Origin of the sequence: Amycolatopsis sp. NPDC102389 (assembly GCF_044765885.1) — a bacterium.
GTDB lineage: Bacteria > Actinomycetota > Actinomycetes > Mycobacteriales > Pseudonocardiaceae > Amycolatopsis.
Window position 1 is genome coordinate 163,616 of sequence record NZ_JBIWKX010000009.1, and the last position, 16,200, is coordinate 179,815.

The window sequence follows — 16,200 nt, forward strand, 5'->3', positions numbered from 1 at the left end:
GACGATCCCGTGGAAACACACGAAATCACCCAGCGTTTTCTGAGCCATTTCGAGAACAAGGGACATACGCGTGTCCCGAGCGCGCCGCTGATCCTCGACGACCCGAACCTGCTGTTCGTCAACGCCGGCATGGTCCAGTTCAAGCCGTACTTCCTCGGCGAGGCCCCGCCGCCGTACCCGCGCGCGACCAGCGTCCAGAAATGCGTCCGCACGCCGGACATCGACGAGGTCGGCAAGACCACGCGGCACAACACCTTCTTCCAGATGGCCGGGAACTTCTCCTTCGGCGACTACTTCAAGGAAGGCGCCATCGAGGCGGCCTGGGAGCTGATCACCAAGCCCCAGAGCGAAGGCGGCTACGGCCTCGACCCGGCGCGGATCTGGGCGACCGTCTACGAGGACGACGCCGAGGCGGCGGGCCTGTGGAAGAAGCTCACCGGCCTGCCCGGCGAGCGCATCCAGTCCCGTGACGGCAAGGACAACTACTGGGACATGGGCGTGCCCGGTCCCGGCGGCCCGTGCTCGGAGATCTACTACGACCGTGGCCCGGACTACGGCCGCGAGGGCGGCCCGGTCGCCGACGAGGACCGCTACATCGAGATCTGGAACCTCGTCTTCATGCAGGACGTGCGGGGCGACAAGAGCCCGAAGCACGGCCACAAGCCGATCGGTGAGCTGCCGAAGAAGAACATCGACACCGGCATGGGTGTCGAGCGGGTCGCGACCATCCTGCAGGGGGTCGAGAACGTCTACGAGACCGACCTCGTCCGCCCGGTGATCGGCCGCGCCGAGGAGTTCTCCGGCCGCCGCTACGGCAGCGACCACACCGACGACGTCCGTTTCCGCGTCATCGCCGACCACGCCCGCACCGGTGTCCTGCTCATCGGCGACGGCGTCACGCCGGGCAACGACGGCCGCGGCTACGTGCTGCGCCGTCTGCTGCGCCGCATCATCCGCTCCGCGCGCCTGCTCGGCGTGCACGAGCCGGTGCTGCCCGCCTTCGCCGCGGTCGTCCGCGACACGATGGGCCCGACGTACCCCGAGCTGGTGTCCGGTTTCGACCGCATCGAGGACGTCGTACGCGTCGAGGAGGAGGCGTTCCTCTCCACGCTCACCAGCGGCTCGCGCATCTTCGACCTCGCGGCCGAGGAGACCAAGCGGTCCGGTGGTTCGCTGCTGGCCGGTGACAAGGCGTTCCAGCTGCACGACACCTACGGCTTCCCGATCGACCTGACCCTGGAGATGGCGTCCGAGCAGGGCCTGGCCGTCGACGAAGAGGGTTTCCGCACGCTCATGAACGAGCAGCGGCAGCGCGCGAAGGCCGACGCGGCGTCGCGCAAGACCGGTCACGGCGACCTGTCCGAGTACCGCAAGGTGCTGGAGCAGCACGGCGAGACCGAGTTCCTCGGCTACACCGACCTGCAGGCCGAAGCGAAGGTCGTCGCGCTGCTCGAAGACGGCGTCCCCGTCCGCAGCGTGGGCGCGGGCAAGAAGGCGGAGCTGGTCCTGGACCGCACGCCGTTCTACGCCGAGAGCGGTGGCCAGGTCGCCGACACCGGCGTGCTGCTCGGCGACGGCGTCGAGCTCAAGGTCCACGACGTGCAGAAGATCGTGCCGGGCCTGTTCGTGCACCGCGTCGAGGTGCTCGACGGCGAGATCGCCATCGGCACCGCGCTGACCGGTTCGGTCGACCAGCACCGCCGCCTGTCGATCGAGCGGTCGCACTCCGCGACGCACCTGGTCCACGCGGCCGTGCGCGGCGCGTACGGCAAACGCGCGGCGCAGGCCGGTTCGCTGAACTCGCCGGGCCGGATGCGGTTCGACTTCACCACCTCCGGCGGGGTCTCGGCCGACGTGCTGACCGAGGTCGAGGAGGAGGTCAACGACTACCTCCAGACCAACGTCGAGGTGAACACCTTCGTCACCACGAAGGACAAGGCCCTCGAACTGGGCGCGGTCGCGCTGTTCGGCGAGAAGTACGGCAACGACGTCCGCGTCGTCGACATGGGCGAGTACTCCCGCGAGCTCTGCGGTGGCACCCACGTCGACCGCATCGGCCAGCTCGGCCTGGTGAAGCTCGTGGGCGACTCGTCCATCGGTTCCGGTGTGCACCGCGTCGAGGCGCTCGTCGGCACGGACGCGCTCAAGTACGTCCGCAAGGAGCAGCTGCTCGTCTCGCAGCTCGCGAGCACCTTCAAGGTGCCCTCGGAGCAGCTGCCGTCGCGGATCGACGACGTGCTCACCCGGCTCAAGAACGCCGAGAAGGAGATCGAGCAGCTGCGCACCCAGCAGGTGCTCGGCTCGGCGGGTTCGCTCGCGGACAAGGCCGAGGACATCGGCGGGATCGCGGTCGTCGCGGAGAAGCTCGGCGAAGGCGTCGACTCGAACGGCCTGCGCGCGCTGGCTTCGGACATCCGCGGCAGGCTCGGCGCCAAGCCCGGCATCGTCGCGCTGTTCGCCCCGCAGGGCGAAAAGATCGCCTTCGTCGTCGCCACCACGAAGGCGGCGCAGGAGAAGGGCGTCGCGGCGGGCAAGCTCGTCCCGTCGTTCGCCGAGGCGATCGGCGGCCGTGGCGGCGGCAAGCCGGACATGGCCCAGGGCGGGGGCACCAACCCGGCCGGCGCCGAACAGGCCATCGCCTCCCTGCGCGCGGCGGTCGCCCAAGTTGGCTGACGACGCCCCTCAGCGGCGCCCGGATCGGCCAGGGGAGTCCGATCCGGGGCGCGGCAGGCGACTCGGGGTGGATGTCGGATCCGTCCGGGTCGGGATCGCGCTCAGCGATCCCGACCCCATCCTCGCGAGCCCGCTCGTTACCCTCACTCGCGACGCGGCGGGCGACAAGGACGTCGACCGGCTCGTCGAACTCGTCACGGAACACGACGTGGTCGAAGTCGTCGTCGGCTTGCCGAGGACGCTGAAGGACCGTCATGGCCCGGCGGCCGAAGCGGCGCTGGACTATGCCGAAAAGGTCGCCGCCAGGGTCGCGCCGGTGCCGGTGCGACTGGCCGACGAGCGGTTGACCACGGTGACGGCATCCAGGATGCTGTCGCAGCGTGGGGTGAAGGGACGTAAGCAACGTGCCGTCGTCGATCAGGCGGCCGCGGTCGAGATCCTGCAGGCGTGGATCGACGCGGTAGCGGCACATCGCGCACGGAAGGGCGATACATGACCGAGCCCCACGGCCGGCCCGAGCGCCGTCAGGGCGGTAGACGACGGTTGCGGGAGCCTGAGGAGGCCATTCAGCCACCGGCCCCGCCGCGTCGACGGCCCGAACCCCAGCCGACGGGACGACGGCACATCCGGCAGGAACCGCCGGAGCCGCCCGTGCGGCGCCCGGCGGAAGAACCGCCGCGTGCCCGCCGGTCCCCGGAAGAGCCGCCACCGCGCGCCCGGCGTGCTGCCGACGAGCCGCCGGTATCGCGTCCGGCTCCGGCCAGGCGTGCTCCGGAACCGGCGGTCCCTCCGCCGCCTCCTCCCGCACCGCAGCGGCGGTCTCCCCAGCCGGGTGACCGGGGTCTTGGCATGCCCGCCTACGCCCAGGACGAGGCTCCCCGGCCCGGCCGCCGCCGTCGCCGCGAGGACGACGGCCCGCTCCCGGACGAGCGGCCGACCGACATCCTCCCCGCGATCCAGGAAGCGCCGATGGCACGGCGCCCCGGCGCGGCTCCCTCTTCACCGCCTGAGGGCAGCGAAGAGGAATACAACGAGATCTTCGGCGACGACGCGTACGACGACTATGACGAGTACGACGACTACGAGGATTACGAGGACTACGACGACGAGGACCGTGCCGAGCCGGAGCGCATCGAGGACGAGCGCCCGGAACGTCAGGGTCCGCCGCCCAAGAAGCGTAAGAAGAAGCGCGCGCTGGGCTGGATCGCCGCGCTGACCGTGCTCGTCCTGCTCGCCGGCGGCGCCTACTACGGCTTCACCGAGATCTTCGGCTACGACGACTACGAAGGCACCGGCGAGAGCGACGTCCTCGTCCAGGTGGAGAAGGGCGATTCGACGTCGGCGATCGGCAACCGGCTGCAGGCGGCCGGAGTGGTCGCCAGCGGCAAGGCGTTCGTGAAGGCGGGCGAGGACAACACCGCCGTCTCACGGCTCCAGCAGGGTTACTACGTCATGAAGACGAAGATGTCCGGCGCCAGCGCGGTCGAGAAGATGATCGCCCCCGCGTCGAAGGTCGGCCAGGTCGAAATCCGGCCGTACACCCAGTTCCACGACATCACCCAGCCCGACGGCAAGGTGACGCCCGGGGTGTACACGTTGCTGTCCAAGGCTTCCTGCGCCGATCTGAACGGCAAGAGCACCTGTATCCCGGTCGAGGAACTGCGCAAGACGATCGAGACCGCGGATCTGGCGAAACTGGGCGTCCCGGCGTGGGCCGTCGAGGCCGCCACGAAGGCCGAGCACAAGGACCGCCGCCTCGAAGGGCTGATCGCCCCGGGCATCTACGACATCAAACCCGGCTGGACGGCCGAAGAACTGCTCACCTTCGTCGTCAAGACGTCGGCGGACCGCATTCTCAACGCCGGGCTGAGTGAGCAGTCGAAGGGTGAGGGCAAGTCGCCCTACGAGACGCTGATCATCGCGTCGATCATCGAACGTGAGGCGGTCAAGGCCGACTTCGGGAAGATCTCGCGGGTCATCTACAACCGGCTCGACGAGAAGATGCGGCTCGAGATGGACTCGACGGTCAACTACGTCCTCGACCGGCCGACCCTGCTCACCAAACCCGAAGAACGGGAAAAAGCGGGCGCGTACAACACGTACAAGTCCGTCGGCCTGACCCCGACGCCGATCGCGGTGCCGAGCGCGGAAGCGATCCAGGCCGCGTTGAAGCCCGCGGCGGGGGAGTGGCTGTTCTTCGTGAAATGCGAGAAGAACGGGCTTTCCTGCTTCTCGGTGACGAACGACGAGCACAACAAGGCCAAGCTGGACGCACAGAGGCGCGGTGTCTACTAAGCGCAAGGCCGCGATCCTGGGAAAGCCGGTCGAACACTCGCTCTCGCCCGTGCTGCACGGTGCCGCGTTCCGCGCGCTGGGCCTGGAGGGCTGGACCTACGAGCGGGTCGAGATCGACGGTCCCGGGCTGCCCGCGTTCGTCGACGGTCTCGGTCCGGAGTGGACCGGGCTTTCGGTGACCATGCCCGGGAAACGGGCCGCCCTGGAGTTCGCCGACGAGGTCACGCCACGCGCGGCGGCGGTGGGCGCGGCGAACACGCTGGTGCGCCGGGAATCCGGCTGGCTGGCGGACTGCACCGACGTCGACGGGGTCACCGAGGCCCTGCGGATCGCGGGGGAGTACTCGCCTGGTTCGGACGATGCCGCCGTCGTCCTCGGTGCGGGCGGGACGGCCGCGGCGGCCGTCGTCGGGCTCGCGTCGCTCGGTGTGCGGACGGTGCGGCTCGTCGTGCGGGATCCCGCGCGGGCGACGGAAACGGTCGAGGCGGCTCAGCGGGCCGAGCTTGACGTCGAGGTCCTGCGCTGGGCCGACGCCGACTTCGGGAAGCTCGCGGCCGATTCGGCGGTGCTGGTGAACACGGTGCCCCCGGACGCCGTCCGGCCGCATCTGGCGGAGCTGTCCGGGATCGGGTGCGTCCTCGACGTCATCTACCACCCCTGGCCGACCGCGCTCGCCGAAGCCGTCGCCGAGCAGGGCGGGCGGCTCGCGACGGGGCTGGACATGTTGCTGCATCAGGCTTTCGGGCAGTCCGAGTACTTCACCGGGCAGCCCGCGCCGCGAGCGGCGATGCGGGACGCGCTGCGTGAGGCGACCGGCGGGATCCTTTCTCTGCCGATCGGCTGACAAGATCGCCGAAGTTCGATAATCTGGCCGACTGCCTCGAGAGGGGCGTCGCGGCAACCAGGTGACCACCGCGCGCGCCCCTGGCTGGTTGGGCCCGCTATCTCGGCGGCAGGGCGCTCTTGATGGGGGACGGGACGTCTGATTCCTACTCGCGCCCTGGCGACGTGATCGCGGTCGCGCGCAGACTCGCGAGGAGTGCTGAGGAAGGAACAAGGGGTCGATGCCTAAACCCGATCGAGACGACTACACCGAAGAAGACATCAACAACGCCTGGGTCGATGAGGCCCCGGTCCTGAATTCGACCGTCACGCTGGCCGAATACGACCCGGAGTGGCCCGCCCTGTTCGACCGCGAAGCCCAGCGCATCAGGGGGATCCTGGGGGAACGCGCGCTGGTCCTGGAGCACGTCGGCTCCACGTCGGTGCCGGGGCTCTGCGCGAAACCGATCGTCGACATCATGCTGATCGTCGCCGATTCGGACGACGAGGACGCCTACGTGCCGCAGCTGGAGGCCGAGGGCTACCGGCTCGTCATCCGCGAGCCGGAGTGGGAGAAGCACCGCTGCTTCAAAGGTCCGGACACGAACATCAACCTGCACGTCTACTCGCCGGACAACGGCCAGACCGAGCGCTACCGCCTCTTCCGCGATCGCCTGATCGCGCACGATGACGAGCGAAAGCTTTACGAGGCCAAGAAACGCGAACTGGCGTCGCGCAACTGGAAGTACATCCAGCACTACGCCGACGCCAAGACCGAGGTGATCGACGAGATCATCGAACGGGCGCGCGCGGCCCAGTACGACGGCTTCGCGCGGCTCTACGCGGCGCACGCCGAAACCAGCAGCACCAACGCCCACTACGACCGGCCCGCCATCGTGGAGCTGGCCGGGGACGTGGCGGGCAAACGGGTGTTGGACGTCGGCAGCGCGGCGGGGCACCTCAGCGCTCTGCTCGCCGCGAAGGGCGCGGACGTCCTCGGCGTCGACGCCAGTTCGAGCATGGTCGCCGTCGCCAGGGAGAAGTTCGGGGACGTCGCGAAGTTCGAGACGGCCGACGTCTCGCAGCCGATGAAGTTCATCGAGGACTCCTCGATCGACCTCATCACGGCGTCGCTGGTGCTCCACTACCTGAAGGAGTGGGCGCCGGCGCTGGCGGAGTTCCGGCGGGTGCTCAAACCGGGCGGGCTCCTGGTGTTCTCGGTGCACCATCCCGGCGAGGACTGGCGGTGGTTCGAGAAGCGGAACTACTTCCAGCTCGAACTGCTGGAAGACGAGTTCCCGGCGGGGCAGAAGGTCCACTTCTACCGGCGGCCGTTGAGCTGGACGTTCGGCGCGGTGCGGGACGCCGGGTTCGCCGTCGACAGGCTGGTCGAGCCGATGCCGGACGAGGTGATCGCCGAATCGGACCCGCGGTGGTACGCGAAACTGCGGACCGAGCCGCGGTTCCTGTACTTCCGGACCGCCCGCGAGTGATCCGCTGAACGCGTTTAGTCCTCTGAATGCGTCGTGTATTCAGAGGACTAAACGCGTTCTCAGGCGTCGTCCCGCTTCGAGAGGTCCCGGATCAGCGAAACGATCTCCCGGCTGACCGGCCGCAGCACCCGCAGCCGCGAAAGCCCCACCAGTCGCGCGATCAGCGGCACCGTCCGCTCCACCAGGATCCGGCTGCGTTTCTGGCCCGCCGAGCGGTCGTGGACCCAGAACAGCACGACCCCCATCTGGTACAGCCACAGCAGATCGGGCAGGTCGTCGCGCAGGTCCGGGTCGAGTTTGACGTCGGAGTCGGCGATGACGTCGCGCATCAGGCCGACGGAGGCGTCCCGCGCCGGCGAGGACTCCTCGCTGAACGGGCTCAGCGGCGAGTCCGGGTCGGCGGCGTTGACGAAGAGCTGGGTGCCGAAGCGGTGGTACGGCTCGGCGACGTCGAGCCAGGTGAGCAGGACTGTCTTGAGCCGGGCGCTGAAGTCCCGCTCACCTTCGATCGACCGGCGCACGGTCGTCAGGTGCGCGTTGGCGATCTCGTCGTAGAAACCTTGGATCAGCTGGTCTTTCGAGGCGAAGTAGTAATAGGCGTTCCCGACCGACACGCCCGCTTCGGCGGCGATGGCCCGCATGGTCGTGCGGTCGTAGCCGTTCTCGGCGAACAGCCGCAACGCGGTCGCCACGATCAGTGACCTGGTTTCCTCACTCTTCGCCACCACTGCACGTTATCCGGTCAGGGCGCGGGGTGTGGAGCGGGCGCCGGGTAACCGGGGTAGGGCGGCGGCACCGGCACGGGCCGCGCGGCGGCGTGGTTGAGGTGCTTGCGCCGGATTCCGTTGAACACCAGCACGTTCCCGACGTGCATCACGCCGAGCACGAGCGCCACGGTGCCGACCTTGACCGACAGCATCTCGAAGATGTCGCGCGCGTCGAGGACGGTGTCGTCGCTGGTCAGGAACAGGGTCACGAAACCCAGGCTGACCAGGTAGAACCCGACGACGAGCAGTTGGTTGACCGAATGTGCCAGCGCTTGTTTGTCCTGGAAGACGTCTTCCAGGAACGTCTTGCCGTGCCTGCTCAGCGTGCGGGCGACCAGCACGGTCAACGGGACGGTGATGGCCAGATAGAGCGCGTAGGCCACGACTACGGGTTGCATGGGGCCTCCTTTTGAACGTGTTCAAGAAGAACCGTAGCCCAGATTTTGAACGCGTTCAAGTGGCGCTGTTCACCTGAAGCTCACCCGTGCGGCCGCCCGGAGTGCGTAGGGTCTCTACGACTCTGGGAGGTAAGACCGTGAAACGCATCGCCGCCGTGCTCGCCTCGGGCGCCTTGCTGGCCGGCACGCTGCCGGCCGCCACACCGGCGGAAGCCGCCGCCGGGCAGAACGTCCGCTTCGCGACGTACAACGCTTCGCTCAACCGCGGAGCCGCCGGCCAGCTCGTGACCGACCTGTCGCAACCGGGCAACGCGCAGGCGAACGAGGTCGCCGAGGTGATCCAGCGCAACCGGCCCGACGTGCTGCTGATCAACGAGTTCGACTACGTGCCCGGCAACCGCGCCGCGGACCTGTTCCGCGAGAATTACCTGAAGCGCGGCCAGAACGGCGCCGCCCCGATCGACTACCCGTACGCCTTCACCGCGCCCTCGAACACCGGCGTCGCGACCGGCTTCGACCTCGACCGCGACGGCAAGGTCGGCGGCGGCAACGACGCGCACGGCTTCGGCCTCTTCGAGGGCCAGTACGGCATGCTCGTGTTGTCCAAGTACCCGATCGACACGCACAGCGTGCGGACGTTCCAGAAGTTCCTCTGGAAGGACATGCCGGGCGCGCTGCTGCCGGACGACCCGGCCACCGCGGCGCCGAACGACTGGTACTCGCCGCAGGCGCTCGACGTGCTCCGCCTGTCGTCGAAGTCCCACTGGGACGTCCCGATCCGGGTCGGCCGCTCGACCGTGCACTTCCTGGCCGCGCACCCGACGCCGCCCACCTTCGACGGCCCCGAAGACCGCAACGGCACCCGCAACAACGACGAGATCCGCTTCTGGGCGGACTACGTGACCCCGGGCAAGGGCCGCTACATCCACGACGACCGCGGCCGTCGCGGCGGCCTGGGCGCGCACGAGAAGTTCGTCATCGCCGGTGACCACAACTCCGACCCGCTCGACGGCGACAGCGTCCCAGGCGCCATTTCACGCCTGCTGAACGCACCGCGCGTCATCGAGACCCGGCCGGGCAGCGAAGGCGGCGTGCGGGCCGCTCAGGACCAGGCGGGTGCCAACATCGGCCAGAAGGGCGACCCGTTCTTCGACACCGGCGACTTCAACGACAAGGCGCCGGGGAACCTGCGGATCGACTACGTCCTGCCGTCGAAGGGCCTGTTCCCGTGGCACGCCGAGGTCTTCTGGCCGCTGCCCGATTCGCCGCTGGCCCGGCTCAACGACGCCTCGGACCACCACCTGGTGCGTGTCGACGTGTTCGTTCCTCGCTGGTAAGACTCAGCGGGCGCCGAGCAGCGCCGCGCCCGGGCCGGTGAGGGTGGCGAGCCCGGTGCTCCGGCCGCTCACGGACAGGAGCAGGTCGACGAGCGGGCCCTGGACCTCCTCGGTGCCCGCTCCGCCGGTCCACTCGGCGTCGGTGGCGATCAGCCTGAGGTCCTTGCAGCGTTTCTTCGCGCCCCAGAACGGGCTGACGAGCAGGTGCTCCAGCGCCGCGATGGCGGGCTTCTCCGGCATCGGCCGGTCGATCCCGAGCGGGCGGGCGACGTCCTGGCCGTGGATGAGCACGTCGGCGAGCGGGTCGACCGGTTTGGCGCCGGGCGAGCGGCGCGGTGAGCCGGCGTCCTCGCGGATCTGGGCCACGAGTTCGGCGGGAGAGAACCGCGCGGCGTAGGCGACGGCCTGGTCGACGTTCATCCGATCCCAGTTCCCTTTGGCCTTGACGATGCCGGTGAGGGTGTCCTTGAGCCGGTTCCTGGTGGTCTGCGCGAGATGCCCCGCCATCGCGTGGACCGTCCACCCCGGACACAGCGTCTCCGCGGACCAGTCCTTGTCCTCGAGCCCCTCCAGCAGCTCGGCGAAGCTCAGCCGCTCCGCCTCGGTCCAGGCCAGGATCCCGCCCTCGTGCATCCCTGCTCCTCGTCCTCGGTCACCGTTGCCCGAGCGCCTTGACCGCCTCTTCGGAGGTCTCGATGACGATCGTGTGGTAACTCTCGATCCGCGAGACGATCGCCTCGCGCGGGCCCGACAGCCAGGCCTCACTGCCATAGAACTCGCGTTCTTGCCGTTCGTGTTCTTCGAGAGAGCCGAATGCGCGGATCAGGTAGGCCTCTTCGTGTCCGTCCTCGGCGACCAGCGACCGTCCGAAATCGACGACCCGCAGTCCCGCGCGCTCCAGCAGAGGAACGGAATCCTCGGCCATCACACGGAGGAATTCCTCGCTGGTCCCCGGCTTCAGCCGGTAGGTGCGGACTTCCAGGATCACGGTGGCCTCCCCGGGCATGGTTTCGGCGCCGACTCTAGCCTGGGGGTCATGAAGATCGCGATTCTCGACGACTACCAGGAAGTGGCGCTCGGTTTCGGGGACTGGGACTCCCTCGGCGCCGAGATCGAGGTGTTCACGAAGCCGTTCGCGGATCCCACCGAGGTGGTGGCCCGCCTCCGCGACTTCGAGGTCGTGGTCGCGATGCGTGAACGCACCCGGTTCCCCGCCGAGGTCCTCGATCGGCTGCCCGCGCTCGAGCTGCTGGTGAGCACCGGGCACCGCAACGCGGCGATCGACGTGGCCGCCGCCCGGCGCAACGGCGTGGTCGTCTCGTCCACCGGGTACATCGCGGCCCCGGCGGCCGAGCACACCTGGGCGCTGATCCTCGCCGCCGCGCGGAACGTGCCGGTGGAGTCGGCGAACATGCGCGAGGGCGGCTGGCAGACCACCGTCGGCACGATCCTGTCCGGCAAGACGCTCGGGCTGCTCGGGCTCGGCAGGCTCGGCGCCGGCGCGGCCAGGATCGGCCAGGCGTTCGGCATGGAGACCATCGCCTGGAGCCAGAACCTGACCCAGGAGAAGGCCGATCCCCACGGCGTGACGGCGGTGTCGAAGGAGGAACTGTTCGCCCGCGCGGACGTCCTGTCGGTCCACTTGGTGCTCAGCCGCCGCAGCCGCGGCCTGGTCGGCGCGCCCGAGCTCGCCGCGATGAAGCCGACGGCGATGCTGGTCAACACCTCGCGCGGTCCGATCGTGGACGAAACCGCACTGGTGGACGCCTTGCGCCGCAAGGAGATCGCGGTCGCCGCGCTGGACGTCTACGACGTGGAGCCGTTGCCGTCGGAGCATCCGTTGCGGACGCTGGACAACGTCGTGCTCACCCCGCACATCGGCTACGTCACCCGGGAGGCTTACGAGATCTTCTACCGCGACGCGGTCGAGGACATCGCGGCCTTCCAAGCGGGTTCACCGATCCGCGTCATGGAGTGAGGCCGCGCAGCTCCGAGAGCACGGCGTCGGTGTAGGGCGGCCAGACCTCGGCCGCCCACGGGCCGAAAGCGCGGTCGGTGAGCGCGACGCAGGCGGCGCCGGCGTCGGGATCGACCCAGAGGAACGTGCCGGACTGGCCGAAGTGGCCGAAGGTCCGCGGCGAGCTCGACGAGCCGGTCCAATGTGGACTCTTGTGGTCGCGGATCTCGAACCCGAGGCCCCAGTCGTTCGGCTTCTGGTGGCCGAAACCGGGCAGGACGCCGGAAAGCCCGGGGAAGACCACGGAAGTCGCTTCGCGCACCGTTTCGGCGGCGATCAGCTTCGGTGCCTGCAATTCGGCGGCGAACGCGACCAGGTCGTCCACAGTGGACTCCGCGCCCGAGGCGGGGGAGCCCGTCAGTTTGGTCGCTTTCATGCCCAGCGGCTGGAAAAGCGCCTCCGCCTGGTAGTCGGCGAAGGGGATGCCGGAATGCTCGGTGAGCGCGTCGGCTAGCTGCTCGAACCCGGCGTTGGAATACAGGCGCCGGTTGCCGGGCGCGGCCATCGGCTTGTGCTCGTTGAAGGCCAGGCCCGAGGTGTGCGCGAGCAGATGCCGGATCGTGGAGCCCTCCGGTCCGGCGGGGGTGTCGAGTTCGACGACGCCCTCTTCGATCGCGATAAGCGCGGCGTAGGCCGTGAGTGGCTTGGTCACCGACGCCAGCCGGTACACCTTCGTCGGGTCGCCGTGCGTGCCCAGCACGTCACCGGCGGCGGTCACCACGGCCGTGGCGGCGTTGTCCACCGGCCACTGTTCGATCTCGCGCACGCTGTCCATGCCCAACACCCTACGAAGCCCGGGCCGGTCGGGGCGGCCCGGGCTTCGCAGGGATGGGGATCAGGCGTCGAGGTCGGTCGCCACCAGCTCGGCGATGGCGTCGACGGCCGCCTCGGCCCCCTCACCCTCGGCACTGATGATGACCTCGTCGCCGTAGGCGGCGGCGAGCGTCATCAGGTTCAGCACGCTGCCGGCCGCGACCGGGTCGCCGCCCGCCTTGGCGATGGACACCGCGACGGGCTGCGCCGCGGCCGCCTTGGCGACCGTCGCCGCGGGCCTGGCGTGCAGGCCCACCTTGCTGGCCACGGTGACGCGTTTCTCCGGCATGTTCTTTCCCTTTCGTGCCTTCGGTTCTGCTGAGCTGAAATTACTTGGCGGGCTTGGCCGCGGTGGCTTCGAGATCCGCCTCGATCGCGTCGTCCTCGCGGCCGGGGGTCCGCAGGTTCCACTTCTTGATCACGAAACGGAAGATCACGTAGTAGACGACCGCGTAGGCGAGACCGATCGGGATCAGCAGCCAGACGTTGCTGCTCGCCGCCGGGAGACCGCCGTTGAGCGCGAAGTCGATCGCACCGGCCGAGAAGCCGAAGCCGAGGTGGATGTCGAGCGCGTTCACCAGTGCCAGCGAGGTACCGGTCAGGACCGCGTGGATCAGGTACAGCGGCCACGCGACGAACATGAACGAGAACTCGATCGGCTCGGTGATACCGGTCAGGAACGAGGTCAGCGCGCCGGCGATCATCACACCGCCGACGATCTTCTTCTGGCTGGGCTTCGCGCTCTGCCAGATCGCCAGCGCCGCGGCGGGGATGGCGAACATGAAGATCGGGAAGAAGCCGGTCATGAAGGTGCCGCGGGTGGGGTCGCCCTCGAAGAACTTGGTGAGGTCACCGCCGTCGAAGATGAACCACACCGGCACGTTCAGCAGCTGGTGCAGACCGACCGGGATCAGCAGCCGGTTCAGCACACCGTAGATACCGCCACCGACGACCGGTGCGCCGGTGACCGCCTCGCCCGCGGCCTGGATGCCTTCGTTGACCCAGTGGAAGACCAGGCCGAAGGGCACCGCGAGGATCATCAGCGTCACGGCGGTGACGATCGGCACGAACCGGCGGCCGCCGAAGAAGGCCAGGTACGGCGGCAGCTTGATGCGGTAGAACTTCTGCCACAGCAGGGCGGTGACCAGGCCGACGATCACACCGGCCAGCACGCTGTAGGGCCACTTCATCGGGTTGAGCATCAGGCCCGCGGGCTTCTCGGGGTTCCAGCCCGGCAGCTCGGAGAACGGCGTGAACACCTGGAGGACGCTGGTGAACACGAAGAACCCGACCACGGCGGCCAGCGCGGTCGCGCCGTCGCTCTTGCGGGCGAAGCCGACGGCGATACCCACCGCGAACAGGAGCGGCAGCCAGTTGAACAGCGAGTTGCCTGCCGCGCCGAGCACTTCGGCGACCTTGTCCCAGCCGAGGCCGTCCTTGCCGAGCAGGTCGGGCTGACCGAACCTGTTCAGAAGCGCGGCGGCGGGCAGGGCGGCGATGGGGAGCATGAGGCTGCGGCCGAAGCGCTGAAGCCCGGCCAGTCCCTTGCCCTTGCCCTTCGCCCCCTCCGCGGTGGTGGAGCTCATCGGGTACCTCCGTAGTGAGGATGATGACCGGAATCCGGGGTGTTCCGGTCCAGCTGCATGGTGACCTGGTAGTGATCGCCCCGGTACCAGGAAGTCATGTCTTCGATCGGTTCCCCGTTGACGCTGGAGACCCGGCGGAAGACAAGGAGCGGACTGCCGGCGCGCATGCCGAGCAGGCGTGCCGTTTCGCGGTCCGCGGATTCGGCCCAGACCGTCTGCCACGCGTGATCCGGGCGCAGGTCGTACGACTGGGCGAGTTGGACGTACAACGATCGGGTGAGATCGAGGTCGAGCAGACCGGGCATCCGGCCCGCGTGATACCAGCCGCGTTCGACCGCCAGCGGCACCCCGTCGGCCCGGCGGAGCCGGACGATGCGGTGAGCCGGGGTCCCGGCGGCCAGGCCGAGCGCGTGCGCCGAGGGAGCGGGAGGGACCTCGGTGGAGGTCTTGACGACCTCCGTGGTCGGGGTCATCCCGCGACGGCGCATGTCCTCGGTGAAGGACATCAGGTAGAGCTGCAGTTCCATCCGCCTGGCGGCGGTGAACGTCCCCTTGCCGCGCACTCGCGACAAGAGCCCTTCTTCGACCAGCTTGCCGATCGCCGAGCGGACGGTGAGCCTCGACACCTGATAGGTCTCGGCGAGGTCACGTTCCGAAGGGATGGGCGAGCCGGGGGGTAGCTCACGCTCCACCGTGCGGCGCAGAATCTCCCGCAGCTGGGCGTGCTTGGGCGTCGGTCCGTTGATCACACGGTCGGACGGCGGCAGCTGCGCCGAAGCGCTCATGACGGTCACCGTCCTTTCGGTCCGGTCGGCTGGGGAACCCGTACTCGCATCTGGTCCGGAAGATTGGTACGTTCCGGTCTAGACCAATGATCCGATGGGGCAGGATGCTCCGTCGCACGAGCGGGTGTCAACCACCGTTACGCGTTCGTGGCCAGGGATCACGTGCGAGTCGGCGAACGGCGTAGTACAGCTGGTTCGCATGTGGGAAACCGACAGGGAACAGGGAGACCGCGATGGCGGATGACAGGGCGGAAAAGATCCTCGCGGGGCTCGGCGGTGCCGAGAACGTCATCGAGGTCGAGGGGTGCATCACCCGGCTCCGCTGTGAGCTCGAAGACATGAGCCTGCTCGACGAAGCGGCGCTGAAGGCCGCCGGCGCGATGGGCGTCGTGCGCATGGGTGCCGGTGTCCAGGTCATCGTGGGCCCCGAAGCCGACAACATCGCCAGCGACATCGAGGATCTGCTGTGAGTCTCGAGATCCTGAGCCCGGTGAGCGGGAAGACGACCGCTATGACCGAAGTGCCCGATCCGGTCTTCGCGCAGGCGATGGTCGGCCCCGGTATCGCGGTCCTGCCCTCGGGCGGGCGTCAGGACGCGGTCGCGCCGGTGGACGGGACGGTCGTGACCCTGCACCCGCACGCCTTCGTGGTGGCCACCGAAGACGGCCGCGGCGTGCTGGTCCACCTCGGGATCGACACGGTGAAGCAGAAGGGCGAGGGGTTCACCCTCCACGTCGTCAAGGGTGAGGCCGTCCGCGCGGGACAGCCGGTCGTCGGCTGGGACCCCGACGCGGTCAAGGCCGCGGGCTACTCGCCGATCGTGCCGGTGGTGGCGCTCGACGCGAAGGCGGAGGTCCTTTCCGGACTGCTCACCGGCGGCGACGTCGAAGCGGGCGACGCGATCTTCACCTGGGACAGCTGAAGCCTCGGAACGAAAAGGGTCCCTTTAGGACGGAATTCGTCCTAAAGGGACCCTTTGCGCGTTTCCAGGCGCTGTCCTGTGAGTCTGCGCCTTTCGAATGTCTATAAAGGACGGTTATCGGCGGCCTGAGGTCCGTTTGGTGTGCATATGTACGGTTTCACGTGGGGTCGTGAGTGGCAATGAGGGTTAGAACCCTCTGTCTGAGTTCAGGACATGTCGGACAGTTGATGTTTCAGGACCTCACGGACACTGACCGGCCTGTCGGCGTGGTGACCAGGGCTTGTGTGGTGAT

Annotated in this window: 16 protein-coding genes and 1 pseudogene; 9 read left to right on the forward strand and 8 right to left on the reverse strand. The window is 68.7% G+C overall.

Annotation, left to right across the window (positions count from 1 at the left end; translation table 11 throughout):
• Positions 1 to 9 precede the first annotated feature (9 nt).
• The 5 genes from alaS to ACIRGA_RS11305 all read left to right on the forward strand — a co-directional run bounded on the left by alaS (position 10) and on the right by ACIRGA_RS11305 (position 7,283).
• The gene (gene alaS, locus ACIRGA_RS11285) at positions 10 to 2,673 is read left to right on the forward strand and encodes an alanine--tRNA ligase (protein ID WP_400939405.1); all 2,664 of its coding nucleotides are present in this window, start codon (positions 10 to 12) and stop codon (positions 2,671 to 2,673) included.
• The gene (gene ruvX / locus ACIRGA_RS11290; protein WP_400939407.1) at positions 2,666 to 3,169 is read left to right on the forward strand and encodes a Holliday junction resolvase RuvX; all 504 of its coding nucleotides are present in this window, start codon (positions 2,666 to 2,668) and stop codon (positions 3,167 to 3,169) included. Before alaS ends, ruvX begins: the two co-directional genes overlap by 8 nt.
• 353 nt (positions 3,170 to 3,522) lie before the next feature.
• Positions 3,523 to 4,968, forward strand: coding sequence for an endolytic transglycosylase MltG (gene mltG, locus ACIRGA_RS11295; RefSeq protein WP_400939410.1), 1,446 nt, complete (start codon positions 3,523 to 3,525; stop codon positions 4,966 to 4,968).
• Between the two features lie 13 nt (positions 4,969 to 4,981).
• Positions 4,982 to 5,812, forward strand: a complete 831-nt coding sequence (locus tag ACIRGA_RS11300; RefSeq protein ID WP_400939459.1) for a shikimate dehydrogenase — start codon at positions 4,982 to 4,984, stop codon at positions 5,810 to 5,812.
• A 220-nt stretch (positions 5,813 to 6,032) separates the two neighbouring features.
• Complete coding sequence (locus ACIRGA_RS11305; protein ID WP_400939413.1) at positions 6,033 to 7,283, forward strand: GrpB family protein; 1,251 nt, start codon at positions 6,033 to 6,035, stop codon at positions 7,281 to 7,283.
• A 59-nt stretch (positions 7,284 to 7,342) separates the two neighbouring features.
• Here the strand turns inward: ACIRGA_RS11305 and ACIRGA_RS11310 are convergent, their stop codons facing one another.
• Both ACIRGA_RS11310 and ACIRGA_RS11315 read right to left on the reverse strand, forming a co-directional pair.
• Positions 7,343 to 8,008 carry a TetR family transcriptional regulator gene (locus ACIRGA_RS11310; RefSeq protein ID WP_400939415.1) on the reverse strand — a complete coding sequence of 222 codons (666 nt, stop codon included), beginning with the start codon at positions 8,006 to 8,008 and terminating at the stop codon, positions 7,343 to 7,345.
• A gap of 17 nt (positions 8,009 to 8,025) precedes the next feature.
• Complete coding sequence (locus tag ACIRGA_RS11315) at positions 8,026 to 8,448, reverse strand: hypothetical protein (RefSeq protein WP_400939418.1); 423 nt, start codon at positions 8,446 to 8,448, stop codon at positions 8,026 to 8,028.
• Between the two features lie 137 nt (positions 8,449 to 8,585).
• Between ACIRGA_RS11315 and ACIRGA_RS11320 the strand changes: the two genes are divergently transcribed.
• Positions 8,586 to 9,785, forward strand: a complete 1,200-nt coding sequence (locus tag ACIRGA_RS11320; protein WP_400939420.1) for an endonuclease/exonuclease/phosphatase family protein — start codon at positions 8,586 to 8,588, stop codon at positions 9,783 to 9,785.
• Positions 9,786 to 9,788: 3 nt separating this feature from the next.
• Here ACIRGA_RS11320 and ACIRGA_RS11325 read toward each other — a convergent pair whose 3' ends face one another.
• On the reverse strand, positions 9,789 to 10,418 hold the full coding sequence (locus tag ACIRGA_RS11325; RefSeq protein ID WP_400939423.1) for a maleylpyruvate isomerase family mycothiol-dependent enzyme: 630 nt from the start codon (positions 10,416 to 10,418) through the stop codon (positions 9,789 to 9,791).
• A 19-nt stretch (positions 10,419 to 10,437) separates the two neighbouring features.
• The gene (locus tag ACIRGA_RS11330) at positions 10,438 to 10,773 is read right to left on the reverse strand and encodes an NIPSNAP family protein (RefSeq protein ID WP_400939425.1); all 336 of its coding nucleotides are present in this window, start codon (positions 10,771 to 10,773) and stop codon (positions 10,438 to 10,440) included.
• A gap of 48 nt (positions 10,774 to 10,821) precedes the next feature.
• On the opposite strand from ACIRGA_RS11330, the gene ACIRGA_RS11335 reads away from it, so the two are divergent.
• A complete protein-coding gene (locus tag ACIRGA_RS11335) occupies positions 10,822 to 11,763 on the forward strand; it encodes a D-2-hydroxyacid dehydrogenase family protein (protein WP_400939428.1) in 942 nt (313 codons plus the stop codon).
• On the opposite strand, the gene ACIRGA_RS11340 is transcribed toward ACIRGA_RS11335, so the two are convergent.
• The 4 genes from ACIRGA_RS11340 to ACIRGA_RS11355 are packed head-to-tail and all read right to left on the reverse strand — an operon-like array spanning position 11,753 to position 14,986.
• Entirely contained in the window at positions 11,753 to 12,577 is an 825-nt protein-coding gene (locus tag ACIRGA_RS11340) for a serine hydrolase domain-containing protein (RefSeq protein ID WP_400939430.1), read from the reverse strand. The genes ACIRGA_RS11335 and ACIRGA_RS11340 overlap by 11 nt on opposite strands.
• Before the next feature lie 60 nt (positions 12,578 to 12,637).
• Positions 12,638 to 12,904, reverse strand: a complete 267-nt coding sequence (locus tag ACIRGA_RS11345) for an HPr family phosphocarrier protein (protein ID WP_400939432.1) — start codon at positions 12,902 to 12,904, stop codon at positions 12,638 to 12,640.
• Positions 12,905 to 12,944: 40 nt separating this feature from the next.
• Entirely contained in the window at positions 12,945 to 14,201 is a 1,257-nt protein-coding gene (locus ACIRGA_RS11350) for a PTS transporter subunit EIIC (protein ID WP_400939435.1), read from the reverse strand.
• Positions 14,198 to 14,986 carry a GntR family transcriptional regulator gene (locus ACIRGA_RS11355; protein ID WP_034318372.1) on the reverse strand — a complete coding sequence of 263 codons (789 nt, stop codon included), beginning with the start codon at positions 14,984 to 14,986 and terminating at the stop codon, positions 14,198 to 14,200. Before ACIRGA_RS11355 ends, ACIRGA_RS11350 begins: the two co-directional genes overlap by 4 nt.
• Before the next feature lie 224 nt (positions 14,987 to 15,210).
• Here ACIRGA_RS11355 and ACIRGA_RS11360 point away from each other — a divergent pair.
• Positions 15,211 to 15,456 (forward strand): annotated as a pseudogene (locus ACIRGA_RS11360) (glucose PTS transporter subunit EIIB); the annotation flags it as partial.
• Positions 15,453 to 15,908 (forward strand): PTS glucose transporter subunit IIA, encoded by a 456-nt coding sequence (locus ACIRGA_RS11365; protein ID WP_400939439.1) that lies wholly within the window; start codon positions 15,453 to 15,455, stop codon positions 15,906 to 15,908. The pseudogene ACIRGA_RS11360 and the gene ACIRGA_RS11365, both read left to right, overlap by 4 nt.
• The last annotated feature ends 292 nt before the right edge of the window (positions 15,909 to 16,200 follow it).